The sequence below is a fragment of the Flavobacterium gelidilacus DSM 15343 genome (genome assembly GCF_000422685.1).
Classification (GTDB): domain Bacteria; phylum Bacteroidota; class Bacteroidia; order Flavobacteriales; family Flavobacteriaceae; genus Flavobacterium; species Flavobacterium gelidilacus.
Map to the genome: position 1 here is coordinate 44,483 of NZ_AUGN01000011.1, position 24,038 is coordinate 68,520.

26 protein-coding genes are annotated in these 24,038 nt (G+C 29.8%); 18 read left to right on the forward strand and 8 right to left on the reverse strand.

The features are described 5' to 3' along the window. The first annotated feature begins 7 nt into the window (after nt 1–7). Complete coding sequence (gene gldE, locus G507_RS0106635; RefSeq protein ID WP_026716767.1) at nt 8–1,312, forward strand: gliding motility-associated protein GldE; 1,305 nt, start codon at nt 8–10, stop codon at nt 1,310–1,312. Nucleotide 1,313: 1 nt separating this feature from the next. Beyond that, a complete protein-coding gene (gldD, locus tag G507_RS0106640) occupies nt 1,314–1,871 on the forward strand; it encodes a gliding motility lipoprotein GldD (RefSeq protein ID WP_035665771.1) in 558 nt (185 codons plus the stop codon). Nucleotides 1,872–1,945: 74 nt separating this feature from the next. Here the strand turns inward: gldD and G507_RS0106645 are convergent, their stop codons facing one another. Beyond that, a complete protein-coding gene (locus tag G507_RS0106645; protein ID WP_026716769.1) occupies nt 1,946–2,326 on the reverse strand; it encodes a cation transporter in 381 nt (126 codons plus the stop codon). A 161-nt stretch (nt 2,327–2,487) separates the two neighbouring features. Between G507_RS0106645 and G507_RS0106650 the strand changes: the two genes are divergently transcribed. Then, nucleotides 2,488–3,354, forward strand: coding sequence for a DMT family transporter (locus G507_RS0106650; RefSeq protein ID WP_026716770.1), 867 nt, complete (start codon nt 2,488–2,490; stop codon nt 3,352–3,354). A gap of 72 nt (nt 3,355–3,426) precedes the next feature. Here the strand turns inward: G507_RS0106650 and G507_RS0106655 are convergent, their stop codons facing one another. Both G507_RS0106655 and G507_RS0106660 read right to left on the reverse strand, forming a co-directional pair. Then, nucleotides 3,427–5,469 (reverse strand): M16 family metallopeptidase, encoded by a 2,043-nt coding sequence (locus tag G507_RS0106655; RefSeq protein ID WP_026716771.1) that lies wholly within the window; start codon nt 5,467–5,469, stop codon nt 3,427–3,429. An 11-nt stretch (nt 5,470–5,480) separates the two neighbouring features. Then, a complete protein-coding gene (locus G507_RS0106660; protein WP_026716772.1) occupies nt 5,481–6,806 on the reverse strand; it encodes a M16 family metallopeptidase in 1,326 nt (441 codons plus the stop codon). A gap of 159 nt (nt 6,807–6,965) precedes the next feature. On the opposite strand from G507_RS0106660, the gene rplU reads away from it, so the two are divergent. Both rplU and rpmA read left to right on the forward strand, forming a co-directional pair. After that, nucleotides 6,966–7,655 (forward strand): 50S ribosomal protein L21, encoded by a 690-nt coding sequence (rplU, locus tag G507_RS0106665; RefSeq protein ID WP_026716773.1) that lies wholly within the window; start codon nt 6,966–6,968, stop codon nt 7,653–7,655. A gap of 31 nt (nt 7,656–7,686) precedes the next feature. Beyond that, nucleotides 7,687–7,947: a 50S ribosomal protein L27 gene (gene rpmA / locus G507_RS0106670; RefSeq protein ID WP_026716774.1), complete on the forward strand. Its 261-nt coding sequence runs from the start codon at nt 7,687–7,689 to the stop codon at nt 7,945–7,947. A 337-nt stretch (nt 7,948–8,284) separates the two neighbouring features. Here the strand turns inward: rpmA and ahcY are convergent, their stop codons facing one another. Beyond that, nucleotides 8,285–9,601, reverse strand: a complete 1,317-nt coding sequence (gene ahcY / locus G507_RS0106675; RefSeq protein WP_026716775.1) for an adenosylhomocysteinase — start codon at nt 9,599–9,601, stop codon at nt 8,285–8,287. A gap of 128 nt (nt 9,602–9,729) precedes the next feature. On the opposite strand from ahcY, the gene G507_RS0106680 reads away from it, so the two are divergent. The 6 genes from G507_RS0106680 to G507_RS0106705 all read left to right on the forward strand — a co-directional run bounded on the left by G507_RS0106680 (nt 9,730) and on the right by G507_RS0106705 (nt 16,073). Further along, nucleotides 9,730–10,377 carry a 4'-phosphopantetheinyl transferase family protein gene (locus G507_RS0106680; RefSeq protein WP_026716776.1) on the forward strand — a complete coding sequence of 216 codons (648 nt, stop codon included), beginning with the start codon at nt 9,730–9,732 and terminating at the stop codon, nt 10,375–10,377. Further along, nucleotides 10,377–11,093 carry a phosphoglycerol geranylgeranyltransferase gene (locus G507_RS0106685; protein ID WP_026716777.1) on the forward strand — a complete coding sequence of 239 codons (717 nt, stop codon included), beginning with the start codon at nt 10,377–10,379 and terminating at the stop codon, nt 11,091–11,093. Before G507_RS0106680 ends, G507_RS0106685 begins: the two co-directional genes overlap by 1 nt. Next, nucleotides 11,090–11,704 carry a nicotinamide riboside transporter PnuC gene (pnuC, locus tag G507_RS0106690; RefSeq protein WP_026716778.1) on the forward strand — a complete coding sequence of 205 codons (615 nt, stop codon included), beginning with the start codon at nt 11,090–11,092 and terminating at the stop codon, nt 11,702–11,704. Before G507_RS0106685 ends, pnuC begins: the two co-directional genes overlap by 4 nt. Beyond that, nucleotides 11,674–13,215, forward strand: coding sequence for a DUF4301 family protein (locus G507_RS0106695; protein ID WP_026716779.1), 1,542 nt, complete (start codon nt 11,674–11,676; stop codon nt 13,213–13,215). The genes pnuC and G507_RS0106695 overlap by 31 nt, the downstream gene beginning before the upstream one ends. Next, nucleotides 13,216–13,617, forward strand: a complete 402-nt coding sequence (gene arfB, locus G507_RS0106700; protein WP_026716780.1) for an alternative ribosome rescue aminoacyl-tRNA hydrolase ArfB — start codon at nt 13,216–13,218, stop codon at nt 13,615–13,617. 263 nt (nt 13,618–13,880) lie between these two features. Continuing rightward, entirely contained in the window at nt 13,881–16,073 is a 2,193-nt protein-coding gene (locus G507_RS0106705) for a TonB-dependent receptor (protein WP_026716781.1), read from the forward strand. 39 nt (nt 16,074–16,112) lie between these two features. Here the strand turns inward: G507_RS0106705 and G507_RS0106710 are convergent, their stop codons facing one another. Continuing rightward, nucleotides 16,113–16,535, reverse strand: a complete 423-nt coding sequence (locus G507_RS0106710) for a Rieske (2Fe-2S) protein (protein ID WP_026716782.1) — start codon at nt 16,533–16,535, stop codon at nt 16,113–16,115. Between the two features lie 148 nt (nt 16,536–16,683). Between G507_RS0106710 and greA the strand changes: the two genes are divergently transcribed. Genes greA through G507_RS0106725 form a run of 3 tightly spaced genes read left to right on the forward strand, consistent with a single transcriptional unit; the run spans nt 16,684 to nt 18,748 of the window. Next, nucleotides 16,684–17,157, forward strand: a complete 474-nt coding sequence (gene greA, locus G507_RS0106715; RefSeq protein ID WP_026716783.1) for a transcription elongation factor GreA — start codon at nt 16,684–16,686, stop codon at nt 17,155–17,157. A gap of 10 nt (nt 17,158–17,167) precedes the next feature. After that, nucleotides 17,168–17,557, forward strand: a complete 390-nt coding sequence (locus G507_RS0106720) for an HIT family protein (RefSeq protein WP_026716784.1) — start codon at nt 17,168–17,170, stop codon at nt 17,555–17,557. Nucleotides 17,558–17,599: 42 nt separating this feature from the next. Beyond that, nucleotides 17,600–18,748 carry a transglutaminase domain-containing protein gene (locus tag G507_RS0106725; RefSeq protein ID WP_026716785.1) on the forward strand — a complete coding sequence of 383 codons (1,149 nt, stop codon included), beginning with the start codon at nt 17,600–17,602 and terminating at the stop codon, nt 18,746–18,748. Here the strand turns inward: G507_RS0106725 and G507_RS0106730 are convergent. After that, nucleotides 18,738–19,892: a sensor histidine kinase gene (locus G507_RS0106730; RefSeq protein WP_026716786.1), complete on the reverse strand. Its 1,155-nt coding sequence runs from the start codon at nt 19,890–19,892 to the stop codon at nt 18,738–18,740. The two genes, G507_RS0106725 and G507_RS0106730, sit on opposite strands and share 11 nt — an antisense overlap. 97 nt (nt 19,893–19,989) lie before the next feature. Here G507_RS0106730 and G507_RS0106735 point away from each other — a divergent pair, with 97 nt between their 5' ends. The 4 genes from G507_RS0106735 (at nt 19,990) to G507_RS16525 (ending at nt 22,567) form a co-directional block, all read left to right on the forward strand. Then, the gene (locus tag G507_RS0106735; RefSeq protein WP_026716787.1) at nt 19,990–20,865 is read left to right on the forward strand and encodes a flavin reductase family protein; all 876 of its coding nucleotides are present in this window, start codon (nt 19,990–19,992) and stop codon (nt 20,863–20,865) included. An 11-nt stretch (nt 20,866–20,876) separates the two neighbouring features. Beyond that, on the forward strand, nt 20,877–21,251 hold the full coding sequence (locus tag G507_RS0106740) for a DUF3127 domain-containing protein (RefSeq protein WP_026716788.1): 375 nt from the start codon (nt 20,877–20,879) through the stop codon (nt 21,249–21,251). A 118-nt stretch (nt 21,252–21,369) separates the two neighbouring features. Beyond that, complete coding sequence (gene aat / locus G507_RS0106745) at nt 21,370–22,017, forward strand: leucyl/phenylalanyl-tRNA--protein transferase (RefSeq protein ID WP_026716789.1); 648 nt, start codon at nt 21,370–21,372, stop codon at nt 22,015–22,017. Between the two features lie 118 nt (nt 22,018–22,135). Next, a complete protein-coding gene (locus G507_RS16525; protein WP_051191509.1) occupies nt 22,136–22,567 on the forward strand; it encodes a hypothetical protein in 432 nt (143 codons plus the stop codon). 110 nt (nt 22,568–22,677) lie between these two features. Here the strand turns inward: G507_RS16525 and G507_RS0106755 are convergent, their stop codons facing one another. Together G507_RS0106755 and G507_RS0106760 are read right to left on the reverse strand one after the other, a co-directional pair. Further along, nucleotides 22,678–23,400 (reverse strand): YoaK family protein, encoded by a 723-nt coding sequence (locus G507_RS0106755; protein WP_026716790.1) that lies wholly within the window; start codon nt 23,398–23,400, stop codon nt 22,678–22,680. A 70-nt stretch (nt 23,401–23,470) separates the two neighbouring features. Then, a complete protein-coding gene (locus tag G507_RS0106760; protein ID WP_026716791.1) occupies nt 23,471–24,031 on the reverse strand; it encodes a DNA-3-methyladenine glycosylase I in 561 nt (186 codons plus the stop codon). Between the last annotated feature and the right edge of the window lie 7 nt (nt 24,032–24,038).

The following is a 24,038-nucleotide window of genomic DNA, read 5'->3' on the forward strand; positions in this document are numbered from 1 at the left end:
TACGAATTTGGACTCAGATCCTTCCAGTTTTATAAATACAATAGATTTTAGTTTAGTTTTTGGGCTAGTTGGAGTAGCCTTTTTATTGTTGTGTTCTGCTTTTATTTCAGGTTCAGAAGTAGCTTTGTTTTCTCTGGATCAAAAAAATCTAGATGATCTAGAAGCAAATGATAGTCACAAAGGGAAATTAATCTCTGATCTTTTAGGTAGGCCCAAAAAATTATTAGCCACTATTTTAATAGCTAATAATTTTATAAATATTGGAGTTGTAATTTTGTTTACTTCCATAAATGAAAAATTATTTAGCGCTATTACCTCTTCAACAATTCAGTTTTTAGTTGAAGTAATTCTTTTGACTTTTTTAATATTACTTTTTGGGGAAGTTTTGCCTAAAATATACGCCAGTAGAAATAACGTGAGTTTTTCTAAAACGGTTTGTATTCCTATTGCTTTTTTGAATAGAGTTTTGAGTCCTATTAGTGTTCCAATGCGAAATATTACGGTCTTTATAGAGAAAAAATTTAGTGTCCAAAAAACAAATTTTTCGGTTGACCAATTATCACAAGCTTTAGAGTTAACAGATCAAAAAGAAACAACTTCAGACGAGCAAAAAATTTTAGAAGGAATTGTGACTTTTGGAAACACAGATGTTAAACAAGTAATGAGTCCTAGAATTGATATTTTTGCTATTGAATTTTCTGAAAGTTTTACAGAAATAATGTCAAAAATTATAGAAAAAGGATATTCTCGAATTCCAGTTTACAAAGAAGGAATAGATCATATCGAAGGAGTTTTGTTTATTAAAGATTTAATTCCATACATTGATTATAAAGATTACGAATGGCAAACTTTATTAAGAGAACCATTTTTTGTTCCTGAAAATAAAAAGTTAGACAATCTTTTGAAAGAATTCCAAGGCATGAAAAACCACCTAGCTATTGTCGTTGATGAATATGGTGGAACTTCTGGATTGGTTTCTTTAGAAGATATTCTAGAAGAAATTGTAGGTGACATTAGCGATGAATTTGACGATATAGATATAAGTTACACGAAAATAGACGATAAAAATTATCTCTTTGATGGAAAGGTAAGTTTAAAAGATTTTTATAGAGTTGTTGATGTTAATGAAGAAAAGTTTGAAAATGCAAAAGGAGAAGCAGAAACTTTAGCCGGTTTCATATTAGAAATATCTGGTAATTTCCCAAGAAAAAATGCCAAATTAGTATTTGATACTTGTAAATTTAGCATAGAAAATGTTGACAAACGAAGAATAAAACAAGTAAAAGTTACGTTACCATTACAAACCGATTAAAATGAATAAATTTTTTGCTTTTGTTGGATTAGCTATTTGTTTGCTATCATGTAATGAAGATGCTGTTCCTAGACCAACAAGTCAATTGCGTTTAGATTATCCTACACCTACATATATTTCAAAAGAATCAAAATATCCATTTTCTTTAGATATTAATGATTTTTCTACGATTCTTTCAAAAGATAATGGAGCAATAGAAGTGCATTATCCAAAAATGAAAGCAACAGTTTATTTAAGTTATAAAACAGTGAATAATGATTTAGAAAAATTATTAACTGATGCTCAAAAGCTTACTTACAAACTGCACGTTATGAAAGCTGACGAAATCACTGAACAACCTTTTGTAAATCCGGATAAGAAAGTATATGGTATGTTTTACACTGTTGGAGGTGATGCTGCATCGAATGCATTATTTTACGCTACTGACAGTACTAAAAATTTCGTTACAGGAAGTGTTTATTTTTATACTAAACCTAATTACGATTCTATTTTACCGGCTTCAAGTTATATAACAAACGACATGAAAAAGATGTTGGAATCTATTAAGTGGAAGGAGTAAAAAAATCACTCCTAAGTTAAAGAAATGATTTTTTATATTATTAGAACCTTAAGCTATTTCAGATTTACAAAATATTACGATTTCACTTTAGAAACTTTATATAAATCTCCACCAGCAACACCTTCAACGGTTTTGGTAAGTTTTTCTTGGTTTAATTTGTCAGCATCATAAGTTACTGTTGCTGTTTTTGTTTCAAAATCAACTTTTGCTTCTGTTACTCCGTCAACTTTGTTTAGTTTACTTTCAATTAAGCTAGCACAACCAACTGCGCAAGTCATTCCTTTAATTTCGAAAGAAGCTGTTTTAGGGTTTGCAGCAATTGTTTTAGGGCTTTCTGTTGCAATAGTTTCTGTTTCTACAACATTGGTTTCGGTTGATGTTTCTTTATCGTTTTTACAACTAATTGTAGCTAAAGCTAAAGTTGCAACTAAAAGGGTTTGTTTTACTATTTTCATGATATATTTTATAAGATGTCATACAAAGATACAAATTCTGTTTTTTTTAAATGTTACAATTATCACAAACGAACTAGTGTGTAATTTATATTAATATCAAAATAAAGTCGCATTTTTGCACTTTATAAATTTTAACTTACGGAATTAAATTCAGCATAAATATGGAAAACAATAAAAAATGGTATTTACTAGTCTTTCTAGGCTGTGTTTGGGGAAGTTCTTTTATTCTAATGAAATTAGGTTTGCAAGGTGTGAATCCTATTCAAATGGGAAGTTTAAGGATTTTATTTGCTGCTGCTTTTTTAATTTTAGTAGGATTCAAACAAATTCCAAAAATTCCGTTACACAAATGGAAATATATTGCACTTACATCTATGTTTGGTACATTTTTACCCGTTTATTTATTTGCGGTTGCCTTGTCTAAAATTGATGGTTCAGTTAGTTCGATATTGAATTCATTGACACCCTTATTTGCTTTGGTATTTGGTATTTTATTTTTTAAGGTCGATGTACAACGTAGGCAAATTTTTGGGGTTATTATTGGATTTATAGGTTGTATTTTGCTGATACTTTTTGGTGAAGGAGAAAACGCTACTGAGAATTATTATTATGCTTTGTTAATTGTGTTTGCTTCTATTTTTTACGGTATCAATGTCAATTTGATTAAGAAATATTTATCTGATTTAAAACCGTTGACTATTAGCACTGGAAATTTTGTCATAATGATGTTTCCCGCATTAATTGTTCTATATTTTTCTGGTTTTTATGAGATTTCAAGTGAGCCAAAAGTTATAACTTCATTAGGTTTTATTGCTATTTTAGGAGTTGTTGGAACGGGATTATCTAACATTCTATTTTTTAAATTAATACAATTGTCTTCTCCAGTATTTGCTTCTTCTGTGACGTATTTGATTCCTGTTGTAGCTATAATTTTAGGATATTTTATTATGGACGAAACGCTAACTTTTGTCCAAGGAATTGGTGCTTTAGTTGTTTTGTTAGGGGTTTATTTTTCTAGTAAAAAATAGGATTGATTTATATAGAAATAAAAAAAGCCATTCTTTTTACGGAATGGCTTTTGAATTTATGTTGAAGATTCTTTATTCAAAATCTTTAGCAGTAACTCCTTCGTTGATTTTTACATCTTGAGTAACAAATTCTAATTCCATTCCAACATTCATTACAACGTTGTATGGAAATTTGATTCCTTTAACTTCTTTATAATCATTAAAGTTTGTTACTTGAGTCATAGTTTGACCACCTTGTTCTTGTTCAACCGATTCAGCAACTTTTAAGCCAGATTTTACATCATACATCATGGTTTTTTTACCAATTGTTAAGGCATAAGCATCTGAGCCATTTATTGTTTCAATCCCTTTTAAAACAACATCTTTATTGTTTGTTAATAAAAGCTCAGGAAAAGTATACGCCATTGCTTGCATTTCTTTTAATTTTTCTCCTTCAAAGTCTTTTCTTTGTCCTTGTTGATTTGCATAAGCTCCTTTTTCTGTAACAACCATTTTCATAACTGTCATTCCAGACATAGACATTTCTGAAGACATTTTGTTGTCACTAGTAGTTTTAGCAGTAAGTTGTAATTCTTGTCCTTGTACAGTAGCTTTTGATATAATTACAGTAGATTTTACAGCTTTTAAAGCTTTCTCACCACCAATGGCATTTATATAGCTTTCTAGTACTGTTTTTGCTGTAACTCCTTTAGGAATTTCTTTTTTGATAACAGGCTTGTCAACTTTATTTCCAAAACGATCAAAATACATAACTGGAATTCCAGATTTTTCTAATCCTGGAACAACATCAGCCGCTTTTCCAACTACAACTATTCTTAAGTTGTCAGCTAAAAAGTATTTGTTTGCAGCAGCCTTAATGTCTTCTGCAGTCACAGCATTAATGTTTTTAATGTATTTTTCATAAAAATCATCTGGTAAGTTTTGAGTTTCTTTGTTTAGTGCATAAAAAGCAACCGTTTCAGGTTTTTCGATTTGCATTACAAAGTTTCCAACGTATTTAGCTTTTGCGTTTCTTAAATCTTCGTCAGAAACTAAATCCATTCTCATTCTTTTAACTTCATTCAATATTTCTGCAATTGCACTATCAGTAACTGAATTTCTTACAGAAGCACCAGCTCTAAATTTTGAAGTGTATTTTCCTGATCCAATTGATGAATAAGAACCATATGTCCAACCATGTTTTTCACGTAAGTTTAAGAATAATCTTCCTTCTCCACCGCCACCAAGAATTTGGTTAGCTAAAAGAGCAGCATAATATTCTTTATCAGTCATTTTTAAATTTGAAGTATTTATCACTGCAATTTCAGACTGAACCGCATTTGACATGTCTACAAAGTTAATTTGACTATATTGTAAATCTGTAGGCTCTGTAAAAGTAAGTTGTGGAGCAGTTGCTTTTTTCCAGCCTTTAAACGCTTTTTCAACTTGTTTTTTGATGTCTTTTAATTTTACATCACCAATAATTACTAAATAAGCATTTTCTGGAACGAAATTAATATTGTAGTTTAGTTTTACATCAGCTAGTGAAACATTGTTTAATGTTTCTTCGCTAACATATTCACCTCTAGGATGATTTTTTCCATAAACTAAAATGTTTTCAACTCTTCTAGCGTTTGCTGTTACGTTTTTCTCATCAGACTTAAGGTTCTCAATCATTTTTGATTTTTCCTTATCAAATTCTTCCTGCGTAAATTTAGGCTCTAAACTACCTTCTGCCATTAATTCTAAAATTCTTTCAGAATATTTAGACAATCCACTTCCTCTTGCGCCACTTGATGAAAAGTTAATGTTTGCTCCTAAAAAGTCAATTTCTTCATTGAATGCTTCTTTAGAAGTTTTCTCTGTTTCATTTCCAATCATTGCGCTCAACATATTATCAACACCTTTTTTGTTGCCTTCAACATATGGAGTATTGTCAATCGTTAAGGTATAAGAAACTCTTGGTAATTTTGAGTTTTCAACCACTAAAACTTTTAATCCATTTTTAAGTTTAAAAGTTTCAGGTTTTTTGATATTTATACTTGGAGCTGGACCAGATTTTGGCATCGGTCTATCTTGTGCCGTCATTGTTGTCATAAAGAACAAACTAGTTACTATATATAATAATTTTTTCATGATATGTGTTCTTATTTTTGAGTTTTATCAGTTGCAGGCATGTAGTTTAAAAGTAATCTTTGATTCGTATTCAAATATTTTTTAGCTACATCTCTAATTTCTTCTTTAGTGATAGATTTGTAAATATCCAATTCGGTATTGATTAAGTTTACATCGCCATATAACATATAATAAGTAGCTAAATTACTTGCAATTCCTTCAACACTAGTATTGCTATTTACGTATTGATTTTCGAAAATATTTCTCAATTTTTCTAAATCTTTGTCTGAGATTAAGTCAGTTTGAACTTTAACAATTTCTTCATCGATTTCTCTGTTGATGTCTGCTTGTGTAAATCCTTCCATAGGAATTCCTAAAAGAATGTACATGCTGTAATCTTCTTGACTAAAGTTAAAAGCTCCTATCTGAAGAGCCATTTTTTTATCGTCGACGATTTTTTTGTAAAGAATAGAGCTTTTTCCGTCTGATAAATAAGTAGATAACATGTCAAGAACTCTAGCTTCTCTAGTTTTCATTGAAGGAGTTCTGTAGGTTTGAATAAACATTGGTTTCTGAATGTTTGAATCTTCCCAAGTAGCATTAATTGTTTCAGTAATTGGAGCTTCTTCTACTTTATTTCTCTTGATTGTCGCTCCTTTTGGAATTGAACCAAAGTATTTTTGAACCCATTCTTTAGCTTGTCCTTTTTCAAATTGACCAGCAACAACTAATACAGCGTTGTTTGGAATATAGAATTTTTTATTAAAGGCCTGAAACTCTTCTAAAGTTGCAGCGTCTAAATGTTCCATTTCTCCAATTGTTGTCCATTTATAAGGATGTGTTTTAAATAAGTTTAGTTTAACAGCTTTAATTAAATTTCCATAAGGCTGATTATCAACTCTAAGTCTTTTTTCTTCTTTAACAACCTCGTTTTGTGTATCAACACCAATTTGGTTAATTACTGGATGCATTAATCTTTCTGATTCCATCCATAAAGCTAATTCTAAATTATTAGAAGGGAAAACCTCATAATAATAAGTTCTATCATCAGAAGTGTTGGCATTGTTCTGACCACCATTTGCGGTTACAATTTTAAACCATTCTCCTCTTTCAATATTTTTAGTTCCTTCAAATAAAAGGTGTTCAAAAAAGTGAGCGAAACCTGTACGGTTAGGTTGTTCGTCTTTGGCACCTACATGATACATTACAGATGTAATTATTACAGGAGCAGAATTATCTTGATGTAGAATAACATGTAAGCCGTTGTCTAAATCAAATTCCTCAAAAGCCACGTTTTGAGCGGTAGAAATACTTCCAATCATAAGCATTGCGCTTAAAGCTATTAATGATTTTTTCATAAAATGAAATTATTGTTTTTGTATAAGTTGCTAAATTCGTAAAAAAGTTACAATTTTTTATTAAAAAAGACTTAAAAAAATAATTCTACTAAAGTATTGTGTGTATAGTAATTAGTTGTATATTTGCAACCTTAAAAAAATTAATTTAAACACATTGTTATGTACGCAATCGTAGAGATAGCAGGGCAACAATTTAAAGTTAGCAAAGACCAAAAAGTTTTTGTACACCGTTTATCTGAAGATGAAGGTTCGAAAGTTACTTTCGACAAAGTTCTTTTAGTAGACGATAATGGTACAGTTACTCTAGGCGCCCCAGCTATAGAAGGTGCTTCTGTTGAAGCCAAAGTGTTAAGACACTTAAAAGGAGATAAAGTAATCGTTTTCAAGAAGAAAAGAAGAAAAGGGTACAAAAAGAAAAATGGTCATAGACAATCATTATCTCAAATCGTAATTGAAGGAATTTTAGCAACTGGTTCTAAAAAAGCTGCTCCTAAAAAGGAAGAAGTAAAAAAAGAAGCTCCAGCTAAAGCTCAAAAATTAGTAGAAACTCCTGCTGCTGAAGCGAAAGCTCCAAAAGCAAAAGCTTCTAAAAAAGGAGACGATTTGAAATTGATCGAAGGAGTTGGTCCTAAAGCTGCTGAAGTATTAGTTGCTGCTGGTATTGATACTTTCGCAAAATTGGCTAAAACTTCTGCAGAAAAAGTAAAAGAAATTTTAGATGCTGCTGAAGCTAAAGTACAACATTTAGATCCAGGTACTTGGGCACAACAAGCTCAACTAGCTGCTGATGGTAAAATGGATGAATTAAAAAAATTACAAGACGAATTAAACGGTGGTAAAGCTGTTTAATTTTAATATTAACTTATAAAACCAAAACATCATGGCTCACAAGAAAGGTGTCGGTAGTTCGAAGAATGGTAGAGAATCAGAATCGAAACGTTTAGGCGTTAAGATTTTTGGAGGACAAGCTGCAATTGCTGGAAACATTATCGTAAGACAAAGAGGTTCTAAACATAATCCGGGTGAAAACGTTTACATGGGTAAAGATCATACTTTACATGCAAGAGTTGACGGATTAGTTAAGTTTCAGAAAAAAGGAGAGAACAAATCATTTGTATCTATAGTTCCTTTTGAAGCATAATTAATTAAACTTCAAAAAAATAAAAATCCCAATTCGAAAGAGTTGGGATTTTTTTGTTTATTTACTTTTATCCTGAACTTGTTTCAGGATCTTTTCATGAGATTTCTGATGCTGAAATTAATTCAGAATTACAATGATAGGAATATTTTATGAATTGAAAACGATACTGCAATAGTGATAGCAGTGGCAGCTTTTGCAAAACTTTGATAAATGGTTTTGCAAAACTAGAATGGATAGCACGGTGCCTTAGCAATTGCCTAAAAGAAAACCCTCACATTGCTGTAAGGGTTTTGTTTCAATTGAAATGCTGAATTAAGTTCAGCATGGCAAAAATTTATTAGTATCTGTAATATTCTGGCTTGTATGGTCCTTCAACCGCTACACCAATATATTCGGCTTGATCTGGTCTTAATTCTTCTAATTCAACACCTAATTTTGCTAAGTGAAGAGCTGCAACCTTTTCATCTAAATGTTTTGGTAACATATAAACTTCATTTTTATAAGCAGCAGTGTTAGTCCAAAGTTCTAATTGAGCTAATGTTTGGTTTGTGAATGAATTACTCATAACAAAACTTGGGTGACCTGTAGCGCAACCAAGGTTAACTAAACGACCTTCAGCTAAGATAATGATGTCTTTTCCGTTAATTGTGTATTTGTCAACTTGTGGTTTGATTTCATTTTTAGTAGCACCATGTGTTTTGTTTAACCAAGCCATGTCGATTTCGTTATCGAAGTGACCAATGTTACAAACGATAGTTTTATCTTTCATTTGCTCAAAGTGAGAACCTAAAATAATATCTTTATTTCCTGTAGTTGTGATGATAATATCTGCATTACCTACAACTGTGTTTAGTTTTTTAACTTCAAATCCGTCCATTGCAGCTTGTAAAGCACAAATTGGATCAATTTCAGTAACTGTTACAATAGAACCTGCACCTTTGAATGAAGCAGCTGTTCCTTTTCCAACATCACCGTATCCACAAACCACAACTCTTTTTCCAGCTAACATTAGATCAGTTGCTCTTCTTACTGCATCAACTGCAGATTCTTTACAACCGTATTTGTTATCGAATTTAGATTTAGTAACTGAATCATTTACGTTTATAGCAGGCATGTGTAAAGTTCCGTTTTTCATTCTTTCGTATAAACGGTGAACTCCAGTTGTAGTTTCTTCAGATAATCCTTTAATATCAGCAATTAATTCAGGAAAACGGTCAAAAACCATATTTGTTAAATCTCCACCATCATCAAGAATCATGTTTAATGGTTTTCTGTCTTCACCAAACCATAATGTTTGTTCAATACACCAATCAAATTCTTCTTCATTTAATCCTTTCCATGCGTAAACCGGAATTCCAGCAGCAGCAATAGCAGCAGCAGCATGATCTTGAGTTGAAAAGATATTACAAGAAGACCAAGTAACATCAGCGCCAAGAGCAACTAAAGTTTCAATTAAAACTGCAGTTTGAATTGTCATGTGTAAACATCCAGCAATTCTAGCTCCTTTTAAAGGTTGGCTTGCACCATACTCTTCTCTTAAGGCCATTAATCCTGGCATTTCAGCTTCTGCTAATTCAATTTCTTTTCTTCCCCAGTCCGCTAAAGTGATATCTTTAACTTTATAAGGTACATAATTTGCGATTTTTGTACTCATCTATTGTATATTTGTATTATTAATTTTAAAGTGCAAAGGTAAGGAATTCCTTTTTATTTTTAAAATTGATTCACTTATTTTGTGAATTGTTTAATAGTATAATCAACTGAAATTCAATAAAATATTCAATGCCACTACATAAAGTTATTTATTTATCTAACAACACTAAATTATATTTGTGGAAAATCACAGAAGACTTAGATACGTTGTCTAAAGATACAAAATTAAAAGATTCTTCATTTGCAAGATTAGAATCCATGAAATCTGAAAGCCATAAAAAAGGGTTTTTAGCTGTTAGAAAGTTATTGCAACATATTGATTACAATGATTTTGACTTATATTATGATGCATTTGGAAAGCCTAATTTAAAGCCTCAAGGATGTAGTATAATGGACATGCACATTTCAATTTCTCATTCACATGATTTTTCAGCTATTGCTATTAGTGAAAGAAATATTGGAATCGATATTGAAATTCTCAAAGAAAAAATAATTAGAATAGCTCCCAAGTTTATGAATATTTCTCATATTGAAAATCTAAACGTTAAAGAGCAAATCGAAAAAGCAACTGTCATTTGGGGAATTAAAGAAAGTATTTTTAAAATCAAAAATGAACCTGGAATAAGTTTTCCAAAGCATATTTTTGAAGACAACTTTATTTTTGAAGACAAAGTAGCAACGGCCAAATTAAAATTTAATAACAAAGTAGAAAAATTTACCATTGAATTTGATTCTTTTGATGGATATATGTTTGTTTGTGCTTTTGAGAATAATTAATGAAAAATATTTATCAAGAAATACTAAATTCTAAAAACAGGAACGAAAAGTTACTTGCTATTTTAATTGATCCTGATAAAGTTCAGTTAGAGCAATTAGATAACTTGATTGTAAAAATAAATCAATCACCAGCAACACATATTTTTGTTGGCGGAAGTTTTGTTGAAACAAATCAAATAGATTTAATTATCCAAGAAATTAAATTAAACTGTAACTTACCAATCCTTTTATTTCCAGGAAATCCTTCACAAATTTCAGCATATGCTGATGGTGTTTTATTTCTAAATTTAATTTCAGGTAGAAATCCAGACTATTTAATTGAACATCAAGTTAGTGCAGTTCCAATTCTTGAAAAAACAGCTTTAGAAGTTATTTCTACAGGTTATGTTTTAATTGCAAGCGGAAAAGAAACGGCTGTTGAACGTATAAGTCAAACAAAACCTTTAAATAGAAATGATATAGATTATGTTTGTCAAACCATAAAAGCAGGAGAATATATGGGAAATAAATTAATTTATTTAGAAGCTGGAAGTGGTGCCGAAAAAGCAATTCCGTTAGATATGATTAAAGAAGTTTCTAAAAAATTAACTATCCCTTTAATTGTTGGTGGAGGAATTAGATCTAAAATTGGAATTGAAAATGCGTTTAAAGCAGGAGCGGATTTAGTAGTAATAGGAACTGCTTTTGAAAACAACGCTAATTTTTTTGAAGAATGATAGCGTTTTTATTTTCACAATACAAAGGGTATGAAACAATTGATATTGTCTTAGAAATTATTGCAATTTTATTTGGACTTGCAAGTGTTCTTCTTGCCAAAAAAAACAACATATTGGTCTATCCCACAGGAATTGTAAGTACAATTATTTTTGTTTATTTACTTAATAAATGGGGTTTGGTTGGAGATATGTTAATTAATGGTTATTACACGACTATGAGTATTTATGGTTGGTATATTTGGACAAGAAAAACGGATGATAAACCTGAATTTCCAATTTCCAGAGTTACTACGAAAGAAATTTATTATGGTATCATTATTTTTTTGATAACAATGGCTTTTGTAGTAATAGTCTATAAATATTTTAATAAATTTACACATTGGACAGCTTATGTAGACACATTTACAACGGGTGTTTTCTTTGTAGGAATGTGGCTAATGGCAAAAAGGAAGATAGAAAATTGGATACTTTGGATCATTGGGGATATAGTTTCTGTACCTTTATATTTTCACAAGGGATATACTTTTACTAGTATTCAATATGTTATATTTACAATAATTGCAATTTATGCTTATTTAGAATGGAAGAAAAACTTAGCAAAAAAGATATAAAACAAATTCAAGATAAAGGGATTTTGTTAGATAAAATAGAACAACAACTTCTGTTTTTTACTAACGGAATAGCAAAAGTAAATCTTGAAAAGTCTGCAACAATTAATGATGGTATTTTAGTTTTTTCTACTGAAGAAATTGAAGAACTATGTCAATTTTTTGACAATAACAAAAGTAACAAAATTATAAAAAAGTTTGTTCCTGCTTCCGGTGCTGCCAGTAGAATGTTTAAATTTTTGATTGAATTTTTAACTGAATTTAGTTTTGAAAAAGGAACAATAAATTCATACATAAACCACAAACAAGAACACGATTTGCCTGTTTTTCTTGTTGGAATGAAAGATTTTCCTTTTTACAGCGAAGTAAAAAATAAAGTCATTCAATTAAATTTAAATTATTATGAACTTGAAAAAGATGAAAAAGATTATCTTTTTATAAATACACTCTTATCTTCTGAATATTTCAATTTTGCGAATAAACCAAAAGGAATTTTGCCGTTTCATACCAAAGATAAAGCAGTTTTAACTCCAGTTGAAGAACACTTAAGTGAGACTGTTTTTTATAAAAAAGAAGGTGAAAAAGCAAAAGTTCATTTTACAATTTCAAAAGAGCATCAAGAACATTTTGAAACTATCACAAAGAATCAGTCTAATATTGATGTTACTTACTCTTATCAAAAAGAGTCAACAGATACAATAGCGGTTAATCTTGATAACACACCTTTCAGATTGGAAGATGGTAGTTTGTTATTTAGGCCAGGTGGACATGGTGCATTAATTGAAAATTTAAATCAATTAAAAGCGGATATTATTTTCATAAAAAACATTGATAATGTTTCGCAAAATCATATTGTGGATATAATTAAATATAAAAAAGTACTAGGCGGTTTGTTAATGAAAACCCAAGAACAAGTTTTTAATTATTTAGAAAAATTAGAGAGTAAAAATGTTACGGAAGAATTAATAACTGAAATTAAAAGTTTTGCAAAAGAAAAGTTAAACATTTCATTACCCATTAGTTTTGATAAATTTCAATTGGAGTATAAAGTTGAGTTTTTTTTTAATGAATTAAACCGACCAATACGTGTTTGTGGAATGGTTAAAAATGAAGGAGAGCCTGGTGGAGGCCCTTTTTGGGTTAAAAACGAAAACGGATTATCATCATTACAAATAGTTGAAACTTCTCAAATTAATTTAAAAGATAAAGGACAAAAGCAAATTGCTGAATTTGCAACTCATTTTAACCCAGTTGACTTGGTTTGTGGTATTAAAGACTATAAAAACAAAAAGTTTGATTTAACACAATTTGTAGATGAGAACACAGGTTTTATCGTAGAAAAAAATAAGTTTGGAAAACCAGTAAAATCTTTTGAATTACCTGGCCTATGGAATGGAGCAATGGCTAATTGGATTACTCTTTTTGTAGAAGTGCCTTTGTCTACTTTTAATCCTGTTAAAACTGTAAATGACTTATTAAAACCTTCTCATCAACCAGAAGATAAAATTACTTAAATGGATAAAGAAATTCTTTTAAAAGAACTTAATTACAAAGCTATTAGAAGTAGTGGAGCAGGTGGGCAAAATGTAAATAAAGTTTCGTCTAAAGTAGTTTTGAATTTTGATTTAGAAAATTCTAATGGCTTGACTGAAAATGAAAAAACCTATTTAAAGGAAAAATTAGCTTCAAAATTGACTCAAGAATTTATTTTGATTTTAAATTGTGATGAAGACAGAAGTCAAATAAAAAATAAATCCATTGTCACAAAACGTTTTATAGGGATCCTTGAAAAAGGATTAACAAAGCCAAAAATAAGAATGGCAACAAAAGCAACAAAAGCTTCTAAAGAAAGGCGTTTAAAATCTAAAAAAACTACAGCCTTACTTAAACAAAATAGAAAAAAACCTGATTTATAGTATTAAGAATGATGGGGTTAGAAAAAGTTTTAAAAATCTTAATACTTAATACTCAAATCTTAATACTTTCAATTATATTTGCACTGTCTCAAAGGGGTGCTCTAAAAAACGAGCTGAGATTATACCCATAGAACCTAGAACAGGTAATGCTGTTTAGGGAAAAGACACAAGTAAATGTGCACGTTTGCTTGTGTCTGGAGTTTTTCAATTTTAATTTTAACCAAAGAATAATTACCCCTTTTATTCGTATAATTTATTTACGAATGAAACAATTATTTGCAAAAAGTACAAAGTACAAAGTACAAAGTACAAAGACTTATTTAAGTCTATTCACCTTATTTTACTCAGCATTTGCCATTTCACAGGAAGTAGAAACAGATTCAACTAAAGTTACACAGCTTAAAGAAGTTGTATTGACATCTGTTCGAGCAAAAGAAAAAGATCCAATTACTTTTACTAATATTTCTAAAGAAGAAATTGCTAAAAGAAATCTTGGACAAGACCTTCCAGTTTTATTAAACTATCAGCCTTCTGTTGTAACTACGACCGATGCCGGAAATGGTGTAGGTTATACTTACATGCGTGTAAGAGGTTCTGATGGTTCTAGAATTAACGTAACATTAAACGGAGTTCCATTTAATGATAGCGAGAGTCAAGGAACTTTCTTTGTTAATTTGCCCGATTTTGCTTCATCTATACAAAGTGCTCAATTGCAAAGAGGAGTTGGAACTTCTACAAATGGAGCTGGAGCTTTTGGAGCAAGTTTAAATGTAGAAACAAAATCTTATCAAGAAGAAGCTTATGCGGAAATTGCTAACTCTGTTGGTAGTTTTGGAACTAGAAAACACACTTTAGCTTTTGGAACAGGCTTGCAAAACAATTTTGAAATAAACGGTAGATTGTCTCAAATTGCTTCTGATGGTTTTATTGATAGAGCTTCAACTAACATGTTTGGGTATTTCTTTAATGCTAATTATGTGAAAGAAAATACATTAATAAAATTTTTGGCTTTTGGAGGAAAAGAAAAAACCTATCAAGCATGGTATGGTCTTGAAGATGAGGAAAAGCTAAAAAATGATAGAACTTATAATGTTGCAGGAATCTATTTTGATGAAAATGGAAATGAGCAATTTTATGATAATGAAACTGATAACTATTGGCAAAATCATTTTCAATTGCATTGGTCAGAGAAGTGGAATTCTAAATGGAATTCTAATGTTGCTTTGCATTACACTTTAGGGAAAGGATATTTTGAACAATATAAAGAAGACGAAACGCTTTCAGATTATAATTTACCTGATTTTAATGGAAATTCAATTTCAGATTTAGTTCGAAAAAGATGGTTAGATAATGACTTTTTTGGAGCTACAGCATCCTTAAATTATGATTCTAAAAAGACTAGCTTTCAAATAGGCGGTGCTGCAAATCGTTATTTAGGAAAACATTATGGAGAAGTAATTGATACTCAATATTATGTTCCAAATGCGAATCGTTATTACGATAATTTTGGAAACAAAGATGATGTAAATGTATACGGTAAAATATCACATGAAGTTATTAATAAATTAAGTGTTTTTGCAGATATGCAATATCGAATGGTTTTTTACCAAGCAGATAGTTATAAGTTTGAGGAAGATGTAAATGACACGTTTCGTTTCTTTAATCCAAAAGTAGGATTGAATTATCAATTGAATAATTCTAATATGCTTTATGGTTATTTCGGAATTGCAAACAAAGAACCAAGAAGAGATGATTATGAAAACGGAAGTACAAAATCAGAACGTTTGAAAGATTTAGAACTAGGATGGAAATATAATTCTAAAAAACTGAAAGTAAATACCAATGCATTTTTTATGGATTACACCGATCAGCTGGTTTTAACCGGAGCTTTAAACGATGTGGGTTCACCAATTTTCACAAATAGTGGAAAAAGCTATAGAGTTGGACTTGAAATTGATGCACAAATTGAAGTGCTAGAAAACCTATTCTTTCAGCCTAATGTAACAATTAGTCAAAATAAAAATAAAGATTTCAACTTTCAACGTGATGGTGTTTTGAAAAATTTAGGAGATACTGATATTGCTTTTTCTCCAAATATAATTGCTGGTGGAAACATTACTTTTTTACCAATAAAGACCCTGCAAGTTTCTTTACTATCTAAATATGTTGGCAAACAATATATGGGAAATATTGATGCAAAAAAATCAGAATTAGAAGCTTATTTTATAAATGATTTAAATGTAAACTATGAATGGAAAATTAACAAGGGAATTAAATCCATAGTTTTTTCAGGACTAGTGAATAATATTTTAGATATTGAATATGAATCAAATGGGTATTTTTATACGTATGATGATGATTTTTCGAACCCAGGTACAATATCTACAATTGAAGGAGCAGGTTTTTATCCACAAGCTGGAATTAATTTCTTAGCCGGAATGACTTTAAAATTCTAAATGCAAATAAAAAGGGAAGTTAAACACTTCCCTTTTTATTTAATTATATACTCTAATTATATTACCATTTACTTCGGTTCTATAAGATTTCATCGGATAATTTTTTCCAGTACTCAAGCCTGTAAATAGATTGTATTCAGCATCATCACAAGGACATTTTGCGGTTATTCCGTTTAATGTCATGGTTGAACAATCACTCAATGCTTGATTAGGACAAGCCGCATCATAAGCAACATATGTATTGCTACCAACATTAAAAACAAAAACACCTCTTATTCCTACACCTGCTGTTGTAATTAGAACACCATTGCTAGGAAATTTTAAAACATTATAAGCTGGTAAATTTAAATTTATATTCAAATTCACAGAATAATCTGGCAAAAAAGGATTATTGCTACCAACACTATCTTTTTCACAACCCATAAAAAGAGGAATTAGTAATAATAAGATATATTTCTTCATGGTTTATTTTTAGTCAAATTTAATACTTTTGAATTACTAAAGGTCAAAATTATATCTTAAAAAATTTAGGAATGAAAATATTTGTTATATTTGCATATAGGAATCCCACTCGTATGGGATTCTTTCTATTTCTATAAACGATGAAGTTATGAGTACAGTATCTTATTACACAGCAGAAGGGTTAAAACACCTTAGGGATGAATTAGACCAACTTAAAAATATACAAAGACCAAAAGCATCACAGGATATTGCAGACGCTAGAGATAAAGGAGATTTATCTGAGAATGCAGAATATGATGCAGCTAAAGAAGCGCAAGGTCTTCTTGAAATGAAAATTTCTAAAATGGAAGAAGTTGTAGCTAATGCACGTTTAATTGATGAATCTCAATTAGATGTGTCCAAAGTTTTAGTTTTGTCTAAAGTAAAAATCAAAAACCAAACCAATGGAATGGAAATGAATTATACTTTAGTAGCAGAAAGTGAAGCGGATTTAAAAACAGGTAAAATATCAGTAACTTCTCCTATTGGAAAAGGATTACTTGGTAAATCTGTTGGAGATATTGCCGAAATTACAGTTCCAAACGGAATACTAAAATTCGAAATAGTAGAAATTTCAAGATAAAACTATAAGTATGGCTTCTATTTTTACCAAAATAATAAATGGAGAAATTCCAAGTTATAAAATTGCTGAAGATGAAAATTATTTGGCTTTTTTAGATGTTAATCCAAATGCAAAAGGACATACGTTATGTATTCCTAAACAAGAGATTAATAAAATCTTTGATATGGAAGAAGATTATTATTTAGGTTTAATGCAATTTAGTAAAAAAGTTGCTAAGGCTTTAGAAAAATCAATTGATTGCAAAAGAGTTGGTATGGCAGTTGTTGGTTTAGAAGTGCCTCATGTTCATGTTCACTTAATTCCTTTGAAAGACATGGATGATATGCGTTTTCAACGAAAGGTTAGTCTAGAAAAAGAAGAATTTGAAGAAATTGCTAAAAAAATTGCTTCAAACTTATAATAAAAAACACCTTTTTGGTGTTTTTTTGTTTTACTTACTATCATGAAATATTTAATTTATTTTTTATTTTTTCAAACAGTTGCTTATACTCAAGTTAAAAGCTTTTATTCAGATGTGGAAAAAACAATACAATCTATTCCTTCAAGTCAAAAAAAAGCTACAGCAGAAATTGCAGCTTTTATCCAAGAAAAATTTACTTCTGAAGATTTACAAATTAAAGCAGCATACTATTATGTGATTTCAAATGTTGCTTATGATATTTCTCATGAGTTTACAGTGAATTTAGTAATTTCAGATGATGAAATGGTTTCAAAAACTATAACTTCTAAAAAAGGAGTTTGTATTCATTACGCTAAATTTTTTAAGGATATTGCGTCAAATTTAGGTTATAATTGCCAAATAATTTCAGGATATACTAAACAAAATAGCATTATTGCAGATCAATCACATGCTTGGGCAGCTATTCAAATGAATGATCAAAATTGGTATGCTTTTGATCCAACTTGGGATTCTGGATTCATTCAAAACAAGAAATTTGTTCGCAGATTAAATTCAAAATATTATAAAACTAAACCGCTCGAAATGCTACAAACACATATGCCTTTTGATTATATGTGGCAATTTTTAAATTATCCTATAACTGAACAAGATTTTTTAGCTAACAAAGTAGTTCAAGATAAAAATCAAGAATTATTTGATTATAAAGCAACCATCAAAACGTATTTAACGCTGACCGAAAACGAACAACTAAGTGATTTAAAAACACGAATGATTCAGACTGGTTACAAAAATAATTTAGCTAAAGAAAGATTTGAAATCTTAAAAAAGCAACTCGAAACTTTTTCTTTAAATAAAAATGTAAAAGAGCTTAATGCTATTTCAAACAAATACAACGAAGGCATAAGTTTACTAAATGAATTTATTTACTACAGAAACGCACAATTTAAACCAGCAAAAGAAGATCAAGAAATTTTAGAAATGATTATAAAACCAATAAGTATTTTTGAAGATTGCAGCGATAAAATATATAAATTAGGTTTTGTAGGGCAAGATAATTTATACGATTTAAATAAATTTAAAAGAAGCATAATTGATATAATGGAAGAAGCTAAAAAACACAAAGTTTTTGTAGATGATTATTTGACTAAAAGTGAAAGAGAACGAAAAAAAATGTTCTTACTTAAGAAATAGGTTTCCCTTTCTTATAACTAATTTGCATAGTAGTTCCTTTGCCAATTTCAGAATGAGCCACTTTTATTTTTCCTTTGTGATATTCCTGAACAATTCTTTTAGTTAAAGACAAGCCTAAACCCCAACCACGTCTTTTAGTCGTAAAACCAGGTTCAAAAACTTTAGAAAAATCGGATTTCGGAATTCCTTTTCCAGAATCTGTGACTTTTATTTTTATATAATCTTCCTTCTCTTCTATTGTTAAAGTAAGACGGCCTTTTCCTTTCATTGCATCAATCGCATTTTTGACTAAATTTTCAATGGTCCAACTATGCAAAGCTGGATTTATAGGAATATTTATGGCTTTATCTGGAGCAATAAATGTAAAGTTAATTTGTTTTGAACTTCTGTCTTTTAAATAATCAAATGAAGTTTTTGTTTCTTCAACAATGTCCTTGTTTTCTAAAATAGGTTCTGAGCCAACTTTTGAAAATCTATCAGTAATTGTTTGTAACCTATTGATGTCTTTCTCAATTTCTTCAAGTGTAGATTCTTCAACATTTTCTAATTTCAATATTTCGAGCCAACCTATTAACGAAGATAAAGGTGTTCCTATCTGATGAGCTGTTTCTTTTGCCATTCCTGCCCATAATTTGTTTTGGGTTGACATTTTTGTAGCTCTGTAAAAATTGTACACTACGGCGCCAAAAAGGATAATGATTAATAAAAGAGCAATTGGATAATATTTAAGCTGATTTATTAAAGTTGAATTGCCATAATATAAATATTGGGTTTTAGTTTCAGAAATTTTGGTTATAATAGGTTTGTTTTGAAGTTTAATAGATTCGATATAATCTTTCAATTCTAAAGGATCATTAATTATCTTGTCATCTATATTTGCAGTTAAACTTATAGAATCATTAATCGTAACAATTATAGGGATTCTTGGATTCTGAATAATTTCAAAGGGCAATTCTAAATCTGCATTTAAATCATCAGAGTTAATTTTTTTTTGTGCTAAAGCCCATAATTCCATTTTATTTCTTTCTTCATTTTTAAAAATCTGAAAAAAGTTATAAGTGTTCCATAAAATTAATAGAACAATTAAAAAGGAAGATATAATAATAAACCAGCGTGTTGAGTTGCTTCTTTCGGTAAACTGCATGCAATTTTTTGTTAAATGTACTAAAATTATAGTAAAGATTTAAGACCTTATTTAAACGATTTTAATCTTAAAAAATTATATTTGTAAAAATGTTTTTATGATAAGTATTGATCCAAAAGAAGTTTCACCTGTAAAATTACAAGGTTATTTACAAAGTGCTATTGCACCAAGACCTATAGCGTTTGCAAGTACAGTTGATGCCAATGGAAATCCCAATTTATCTCCTTTTAGCTTTTTTAATGTTTTTAGTTCTAACCCACCAATTTTGGTTTTTTCTCCAGCGAGAAGAGTAAGGAATAACACTATAAAACATACATTAATAAATTGTGAGGCAACAAAAGAAGTTGTGATTAATATTGTTGATTATTCTATGGTGCAACAAATGTCTTTGTCAAGTACAGAATATGCTGATGGTGTAAATGAATTTGACAAATCAGGCTTTACGATGTTAAAATCGGATGTTGTAAAACCTTTTAGAGTTGCCGAAAGTCCAGTGCAATTTGAATGTAAAGTAAATGATATTATTGCTTTAGGAACAGAAGGTGGTGCAGGAAATTTAATAATTTGTGAAGTATTAAAAATTCACGTAAGTGAAGCTATTTTAGATGAAAATGGTTTAATTGATCAAAAGAAAATTGATTTAGTTTCGCGTTTAGGTGGCAATTGGTACAGCAGAGCAATTGATGGTTTGTTTGAAGTTGAGAAACCTATAAGTACATTGGGAATAGGAGTTGACAATATTCCTCAATTCGTAAAAGAAAGTACTTATTTTGATGGAAACGATTTAGGTAAATTAGGAAACATAGAAGCTATTCCAAATGAAGAAGAAATTACTATCTTTGTAAAACAAAATTTTACGGTTAAAGGAGTTTTAAGTTCGGATGATGAAGGCAAGAAACACCAAATGGCAAAAGAATATTTAGATAATAACGATGCTTTGAGTGCTTGGAAAGTACTTTTGGCCAAACAATAAAAATAAGTAATATGGAAATTTCAGGAAAAGTAAAAGTAATTAGTGCAGAACAACAAATTAGTCCAACTTTTAAAAAAAGAGAATTAGTTGTAACAACAGATGAGCAATATCCTCAAAGTATTATGATTGAATTTATTCAAGATAAAACGGATTTATTAAATACAATTTCAGTTGGTGAAGATGTAAAAGTTTCTATTAATTTAGGAGGAAGAGAATGGGTTAATCCTCAAGGTGAAACAAAATATTTTAATTCGATTAAAGGTTGGAGAGTTGAAAAAATGCAAGCTGCAGCACCTCAATCTGCTACGCCTCCAATGCCTGCTGCTGATGCTTTTGAACCAGCTTCAAACTTTAATGAAGAAGAACATGACGATCTTCCTTTTTAATTAGAAAATAAAAAGTAAAAGTCAAAAAAATAAATTCCAAATTCCAACTGCAATTATTCACAAACCGTGAATTTTGTAATATTGGAATTTGGAATTTTTAATATTGGAATTTCCTATAATGTACTACGTAACAAAAAAACTTTACTTTCCACCTGTTGACGAAGCTTCATATGAAGGTATTTTAGCTGTTGGTGGAGATTTATCAACCGAAAGATTGCTTCTGGCTTATAGAAGTGGTGTTTTTCCTTGGTTTGAAGCGGATGAACCTATTCTTTGGTGGTCACCTTCTGAACGAATGGTTGTAAATCCTCAAGATTATAAAGTCAAGAAGAGTTTAAGAAATATTATTAATCGCGGTATTTTTAAAATTACCTTTAATCAGAATTTTGAAGAAGTAATTACCAATTGCCAACAAATAAAAAGAGTAGGGCAAAACGGCACTTGGATTACCCAAGACATGATAAATGCTTACTGTGAATTGCATAAACAAGGTAAAGCCATGTCTGTTGAGGTTTGGGAAAACGAAGAATTAGTTGGTGGTTTATATGGTGTTGATTTAGGAACTATTTTCTGTGGTGAAAGTATGTTTTCAAAAGTTCCAAATGCTTCAAAAGTTGCTTTTGTAAAACTGATTGAACATCTAAAAGTAAACAACTATCGTTTATTAGATTGTCAAGTGCATAATGATCATTTAGAAAAACTAGGTGCTTTTGAAATTTCTCGCGATAGCTTTATGCTTATTTTGAATAGTGATTTAAGTAGATAGAATAAGCTTTTCTTATTAAATTTTTGAATTGACTTATTTATGTTTGAATGGGCGAATTATTTTTTGGCACAAAAGTTGTTTTTGCTACTAGATAATAACATTAAAAAATGTAAATATCATGGAAACAGAAGCTTTAAAAATCGGAAATCAAAACTTAGCCAAAATAGTAATGGCAAGTTGCTTGTTTATATTTTCTTTACAGACTCAAGCACAAAATATTTCAGTTGGTATAAATATTAACACAACTCCTAGAGAAACCGTTCGTTATGAAGAAGCACCTGCTCCTTCATATTACTATTACCCAGAGATTGAAACTTATTTTGAGGTAAATTCCTCTGTTTATATTTATTTTTCTAATAATAATTGGGTAAGATCTAGAAATTTGCCAACTTATTATAGAGATTATGATGTAAGACATGGACAGCGTGTGATAATTGATTATAGAGGCTCAGAGCCTTATAGTCATTATCACCAACATAAAGTTAAATATAAATGTAAACCTTATAAAAAAGGAAATAAATACAAAAAAAATAAAAAAAGGGAACATTAATTTGCTCCCTTTTTTTATAGACTAATAGTTTATTGTTAAGGATGTTGTTTTAAAAATCATATAATAATCTTTTAGAAAAACTAATTGCTTTTAAATTTCTAGAGAGAGTTTTATGAAGATTTTGAAGTCATGATTTTTCTTTTAGTTAGGTTATAGTAAACTACAACATTATCTAGAAAAAGTGCAACCACTAATAATCCAACAGCAAAGAATAAAACTTTTAGTTGAAAAGGCACAAATAATAAACCTCCTAAAACTCCACCAAAAAAGAAAAATAGAATAATCGAAATTTTTAGGAGTATAATTCTAGTTAGTCGTTTCAATTCGATTTTCTTTTTAGTGAAAAACAATTGAGATAAATTTATTCCTAAATCTGTAAAAAGGCCAGTAAGGTGTGTTGTTCTTATAACGGATTGTGATATGTTTGTTACTAAGGCATTTTGTAATCCCATAGCAAAAAGTAAACCATAGGCAATATATATGGGATTTAAACCAGTTGAAAGTCCAATAATTGTTAATATTAAAATTTCAATAAACATTGGAAGTGCATGAGAGATTCTGGGCCTTTTTCGCGAAATTATTTCAACAAGTAAGTTGCAGATAAAAGCACCAAAAAGAAAGAATAAAACATATAAGATAATGTGTATAGCTTCTAAGTAATTTTTTAACGATACTTCTTCAGCCAAAAAGGCAAAATGGCCAGTCACATTTGTAGTTAATGTTGATACGGATAAAACGCCAACGATATTAACGATTCCAGCTACAAATGAAAGTGTAGAGGCCAAACGGAAATTGTGCGAAAATGTTCTTTTTCTACCTTTATGACGAAACATAATATTGGAATTTAAAACTAATTAAAAGTATTCATTTGTTAAAATGAATTATGAAAACCGTAAGTTAGTGTTAATTTCTAGTAAAACAATCTTCCACATGATCATTTACCATTCCGGTGGCTTGCATGTGTGCATACATAACGGTTGAACCTACAAATTTAAAACCACGTTTCTTTAAATCTTTACTAATAGCATCAGAAAGTGGAGTAGTTGCTGGAACTTCTTGTGTCGTTTTTGGTTTGTTGTCAATAGGTTTTCCATCTACAAAACCCCAAATATATTTTGAAAAACTTTCAAATTCTTTTTGAATTTCCATAAAAGCAATTGCATTTGAAATGGTTGCTTTTACTTTTAATTTATTTCTGATAATTCCAGCATTTTGAAGTAATTCTTCAATCTTAGAATCATCGTATTCTGCTATTTTTTTATAATCGAAATTATCAAAAGCTTTCCTGAAATTTTCTCTTTTAGCTAAAATTGTATACCAACTTAAACCCGCTTGAAATGTTTCTAAAATCAGAAATTCAAATAAGTTATCATCGTCATAAACAGGTTTTCCCCATTCGTTATCGTGATAACCTCTATATAAATCATCTTTTTCGCACCAAGCGCAACGGTTTTTGTTTTCCATTTTCCAG

What these genes read in the sequence shown, in the direction of transcription:
- gldD (WP_035665771.1), top strand. Translation starts at nt 1,314, where the DNA reads ATGAATAAATTTTTTGCTTTTGTTGGATTAGCTATTTGTTTGCTATCA.
- G507_RS0106645 (WP_026716769.1), bottom strand. Translation starts at nt 2,326, where the DNA reads ATGAAAATAGTAAAACAAACCCTTTTAGTTGCAACTTTAGCTTTAGCT.
- G507_RS0106650 (WP_026716770.1), top strand. Translation starts at nt 2,488, where the DNA reads ATGGAAAACAATAAAAAATGGTATTTACTAGTCTTTCTAGGCTGTGTT.
- G507_RS0106655 (WP_026716771.1), bottom strand. Translation starts at nt 5,469, where the DNA reads ATGAAAAAATTATTATATATAGTAACTAGTTTGTTCTTTATGACAACA.
- G507_RS0106660 (WP_026716772.1), bottom strand. Translation starts at nt 6,806, where the DNA reads ATGAAAAAATCATTAATAGCTTTAAGCGCAATGCTTATGATTGGAAGT.
- rplU (WP_026716773.1), top strand. Translation starts at nt 6,966, where the DNA reads ATGTACGCAATCGTAGAGATAGCAGGGCAACAATTTAAAGTTAGCAAA.
- rpmA (WP_026716774.1), top strand. Translation starts at nt 7,687, where the DNA reads ATGGCTCACAAGAAAGGTGTCGGTAGTTCGAAGAATGGTAGAGAATCA.
- ahcY (WP_026716775.1), bottom strand. Translation starts at nt 9,601, where the DNA reads ATGAGTACAAAAATCGCAAATTATGTACCTTATAAAGTTAAAGATATC.
- G507_RS0106680 (WP_026716776.1), top strand. Translation starts at nt 9,730, where the DNA reads ATGCCACTACATAAAGTTATTTATTTATCTAACAACACTAAATTATAT.
- G507_RS0106685 (WP_026716777.1), top strand. Translation starts at nt 10,377, where the DNA reads ATGAAAAATATTTATCAAGAAATACTAAATTCTAAAAACAGGAACGAA.
- pnuC (WP_026716778.1), top strand. Translation starts at nt 11,090, where the DNA reads ATGATAGCGTTTTTATTTTCACAATACAAAGGGTATGAAACAATTGAT.
- G507_RS0106695 (WP_026716779.1), top strand. Translation starts at nt 11,674, where the DNA reads ATGGAAGAAAAACTTAGCAAAAAAGATATAAAACAAATTCAAGATAAA.
- arfB (WP_026716780.1), top strand. Translation starts at nt 13,216, where the DNA reads ATGGATAAAGAAATTCTTTTAAAAGAACTTAATTACAAAGCTATTAGA.
- G507_RS0106705 (WP_026716781.1), top strand. Translation starts at nt 13,881, where the DNA reads ATGAAACAATTATTTGCAAAAAGTACAAAGTACAAAGTACAAAGTACA.
- G507_RS0106710 (WP_026716782.1), bottom strand. Translation starts at nt 16,535, where the DNA reads ATGAAGAAATATATCTTATTATTACTAATTCCTCTTTTTATGGGTTGT.
- greA (WP_026716783.1), top strand. Translation starts at nt 16,684, where the DNA reads ATGAGTACAGTATCTTATTACACAGCAGAAGGGTTAAAACACCTTAGG.
- G507_RS0106720 (WP_026716784.1), top strand. Translation starts at nt 17,168, where the DNA reads ATGGCTTCTATTTTTACCAAAATAATAAATGGAGAAATTCCAAGTTAT.
- G507_RS0106725 (WP_026716785.1), top strand. Translation starts at nt 17,600, where the DNA reads ATGAAATATTTAATTTATTTTTTATTTTTTCAAACAGTTGCTTATACT.
- G507_RS0106730 (WP_026716786.1), bottom strand. Translation starts at nt 19,892, where the DNA reads ATGCAGTTTACCGAAAGAAGCAACTCAACACGCTGGTTTATTATTATA.
- G507_RS0106735 (WP_026716787.1), top strand. Translation starts at nt 19,990, where the DNA reads ATGATAAGTATTGATCCAAAAGAAGTTTCACCTGTAAAATTACAAGGT.
- G507_RS0106740 (WP_026716788.1), top strand. Translation starts at nt 20,877, where the DNA reads ATGGAAATTTCAGGAAAAGTAAAAGTAATTAGTGCAGAACAACAAATT.
- aat (WP_026716789.1), top strand. Translation starts at nt 21,370, where the DNA reads ATGTACTACGTAACAAAAAAACTTTACTTTCCACCTGTTGACGAAGCT.
- G507_RS16525 (WP_051191509.1), top strand. Translation starts at nt 22,136, where the DNA reads ATGGAAACAGAAGCTTTAAAAATCGGAAATCAAAACTTAGCCAAAATA.
- G507_RS0106755 (WP_026716790.1), bottom strand. Translation starts at nt 23,400, where the DNA reads ATGTTTCGTCATAAAGGTAGAAAAAGAACATTTTCGCACAATTTCCGT.
- G507_RS0106760 (WP_026716791.1), bottom strand. Translation starts at nt 24,031, where the DNA reads ATGGAAAACAAAAACCGTTGCGCTTGGTGCGAAAAAGATGATTTATAT.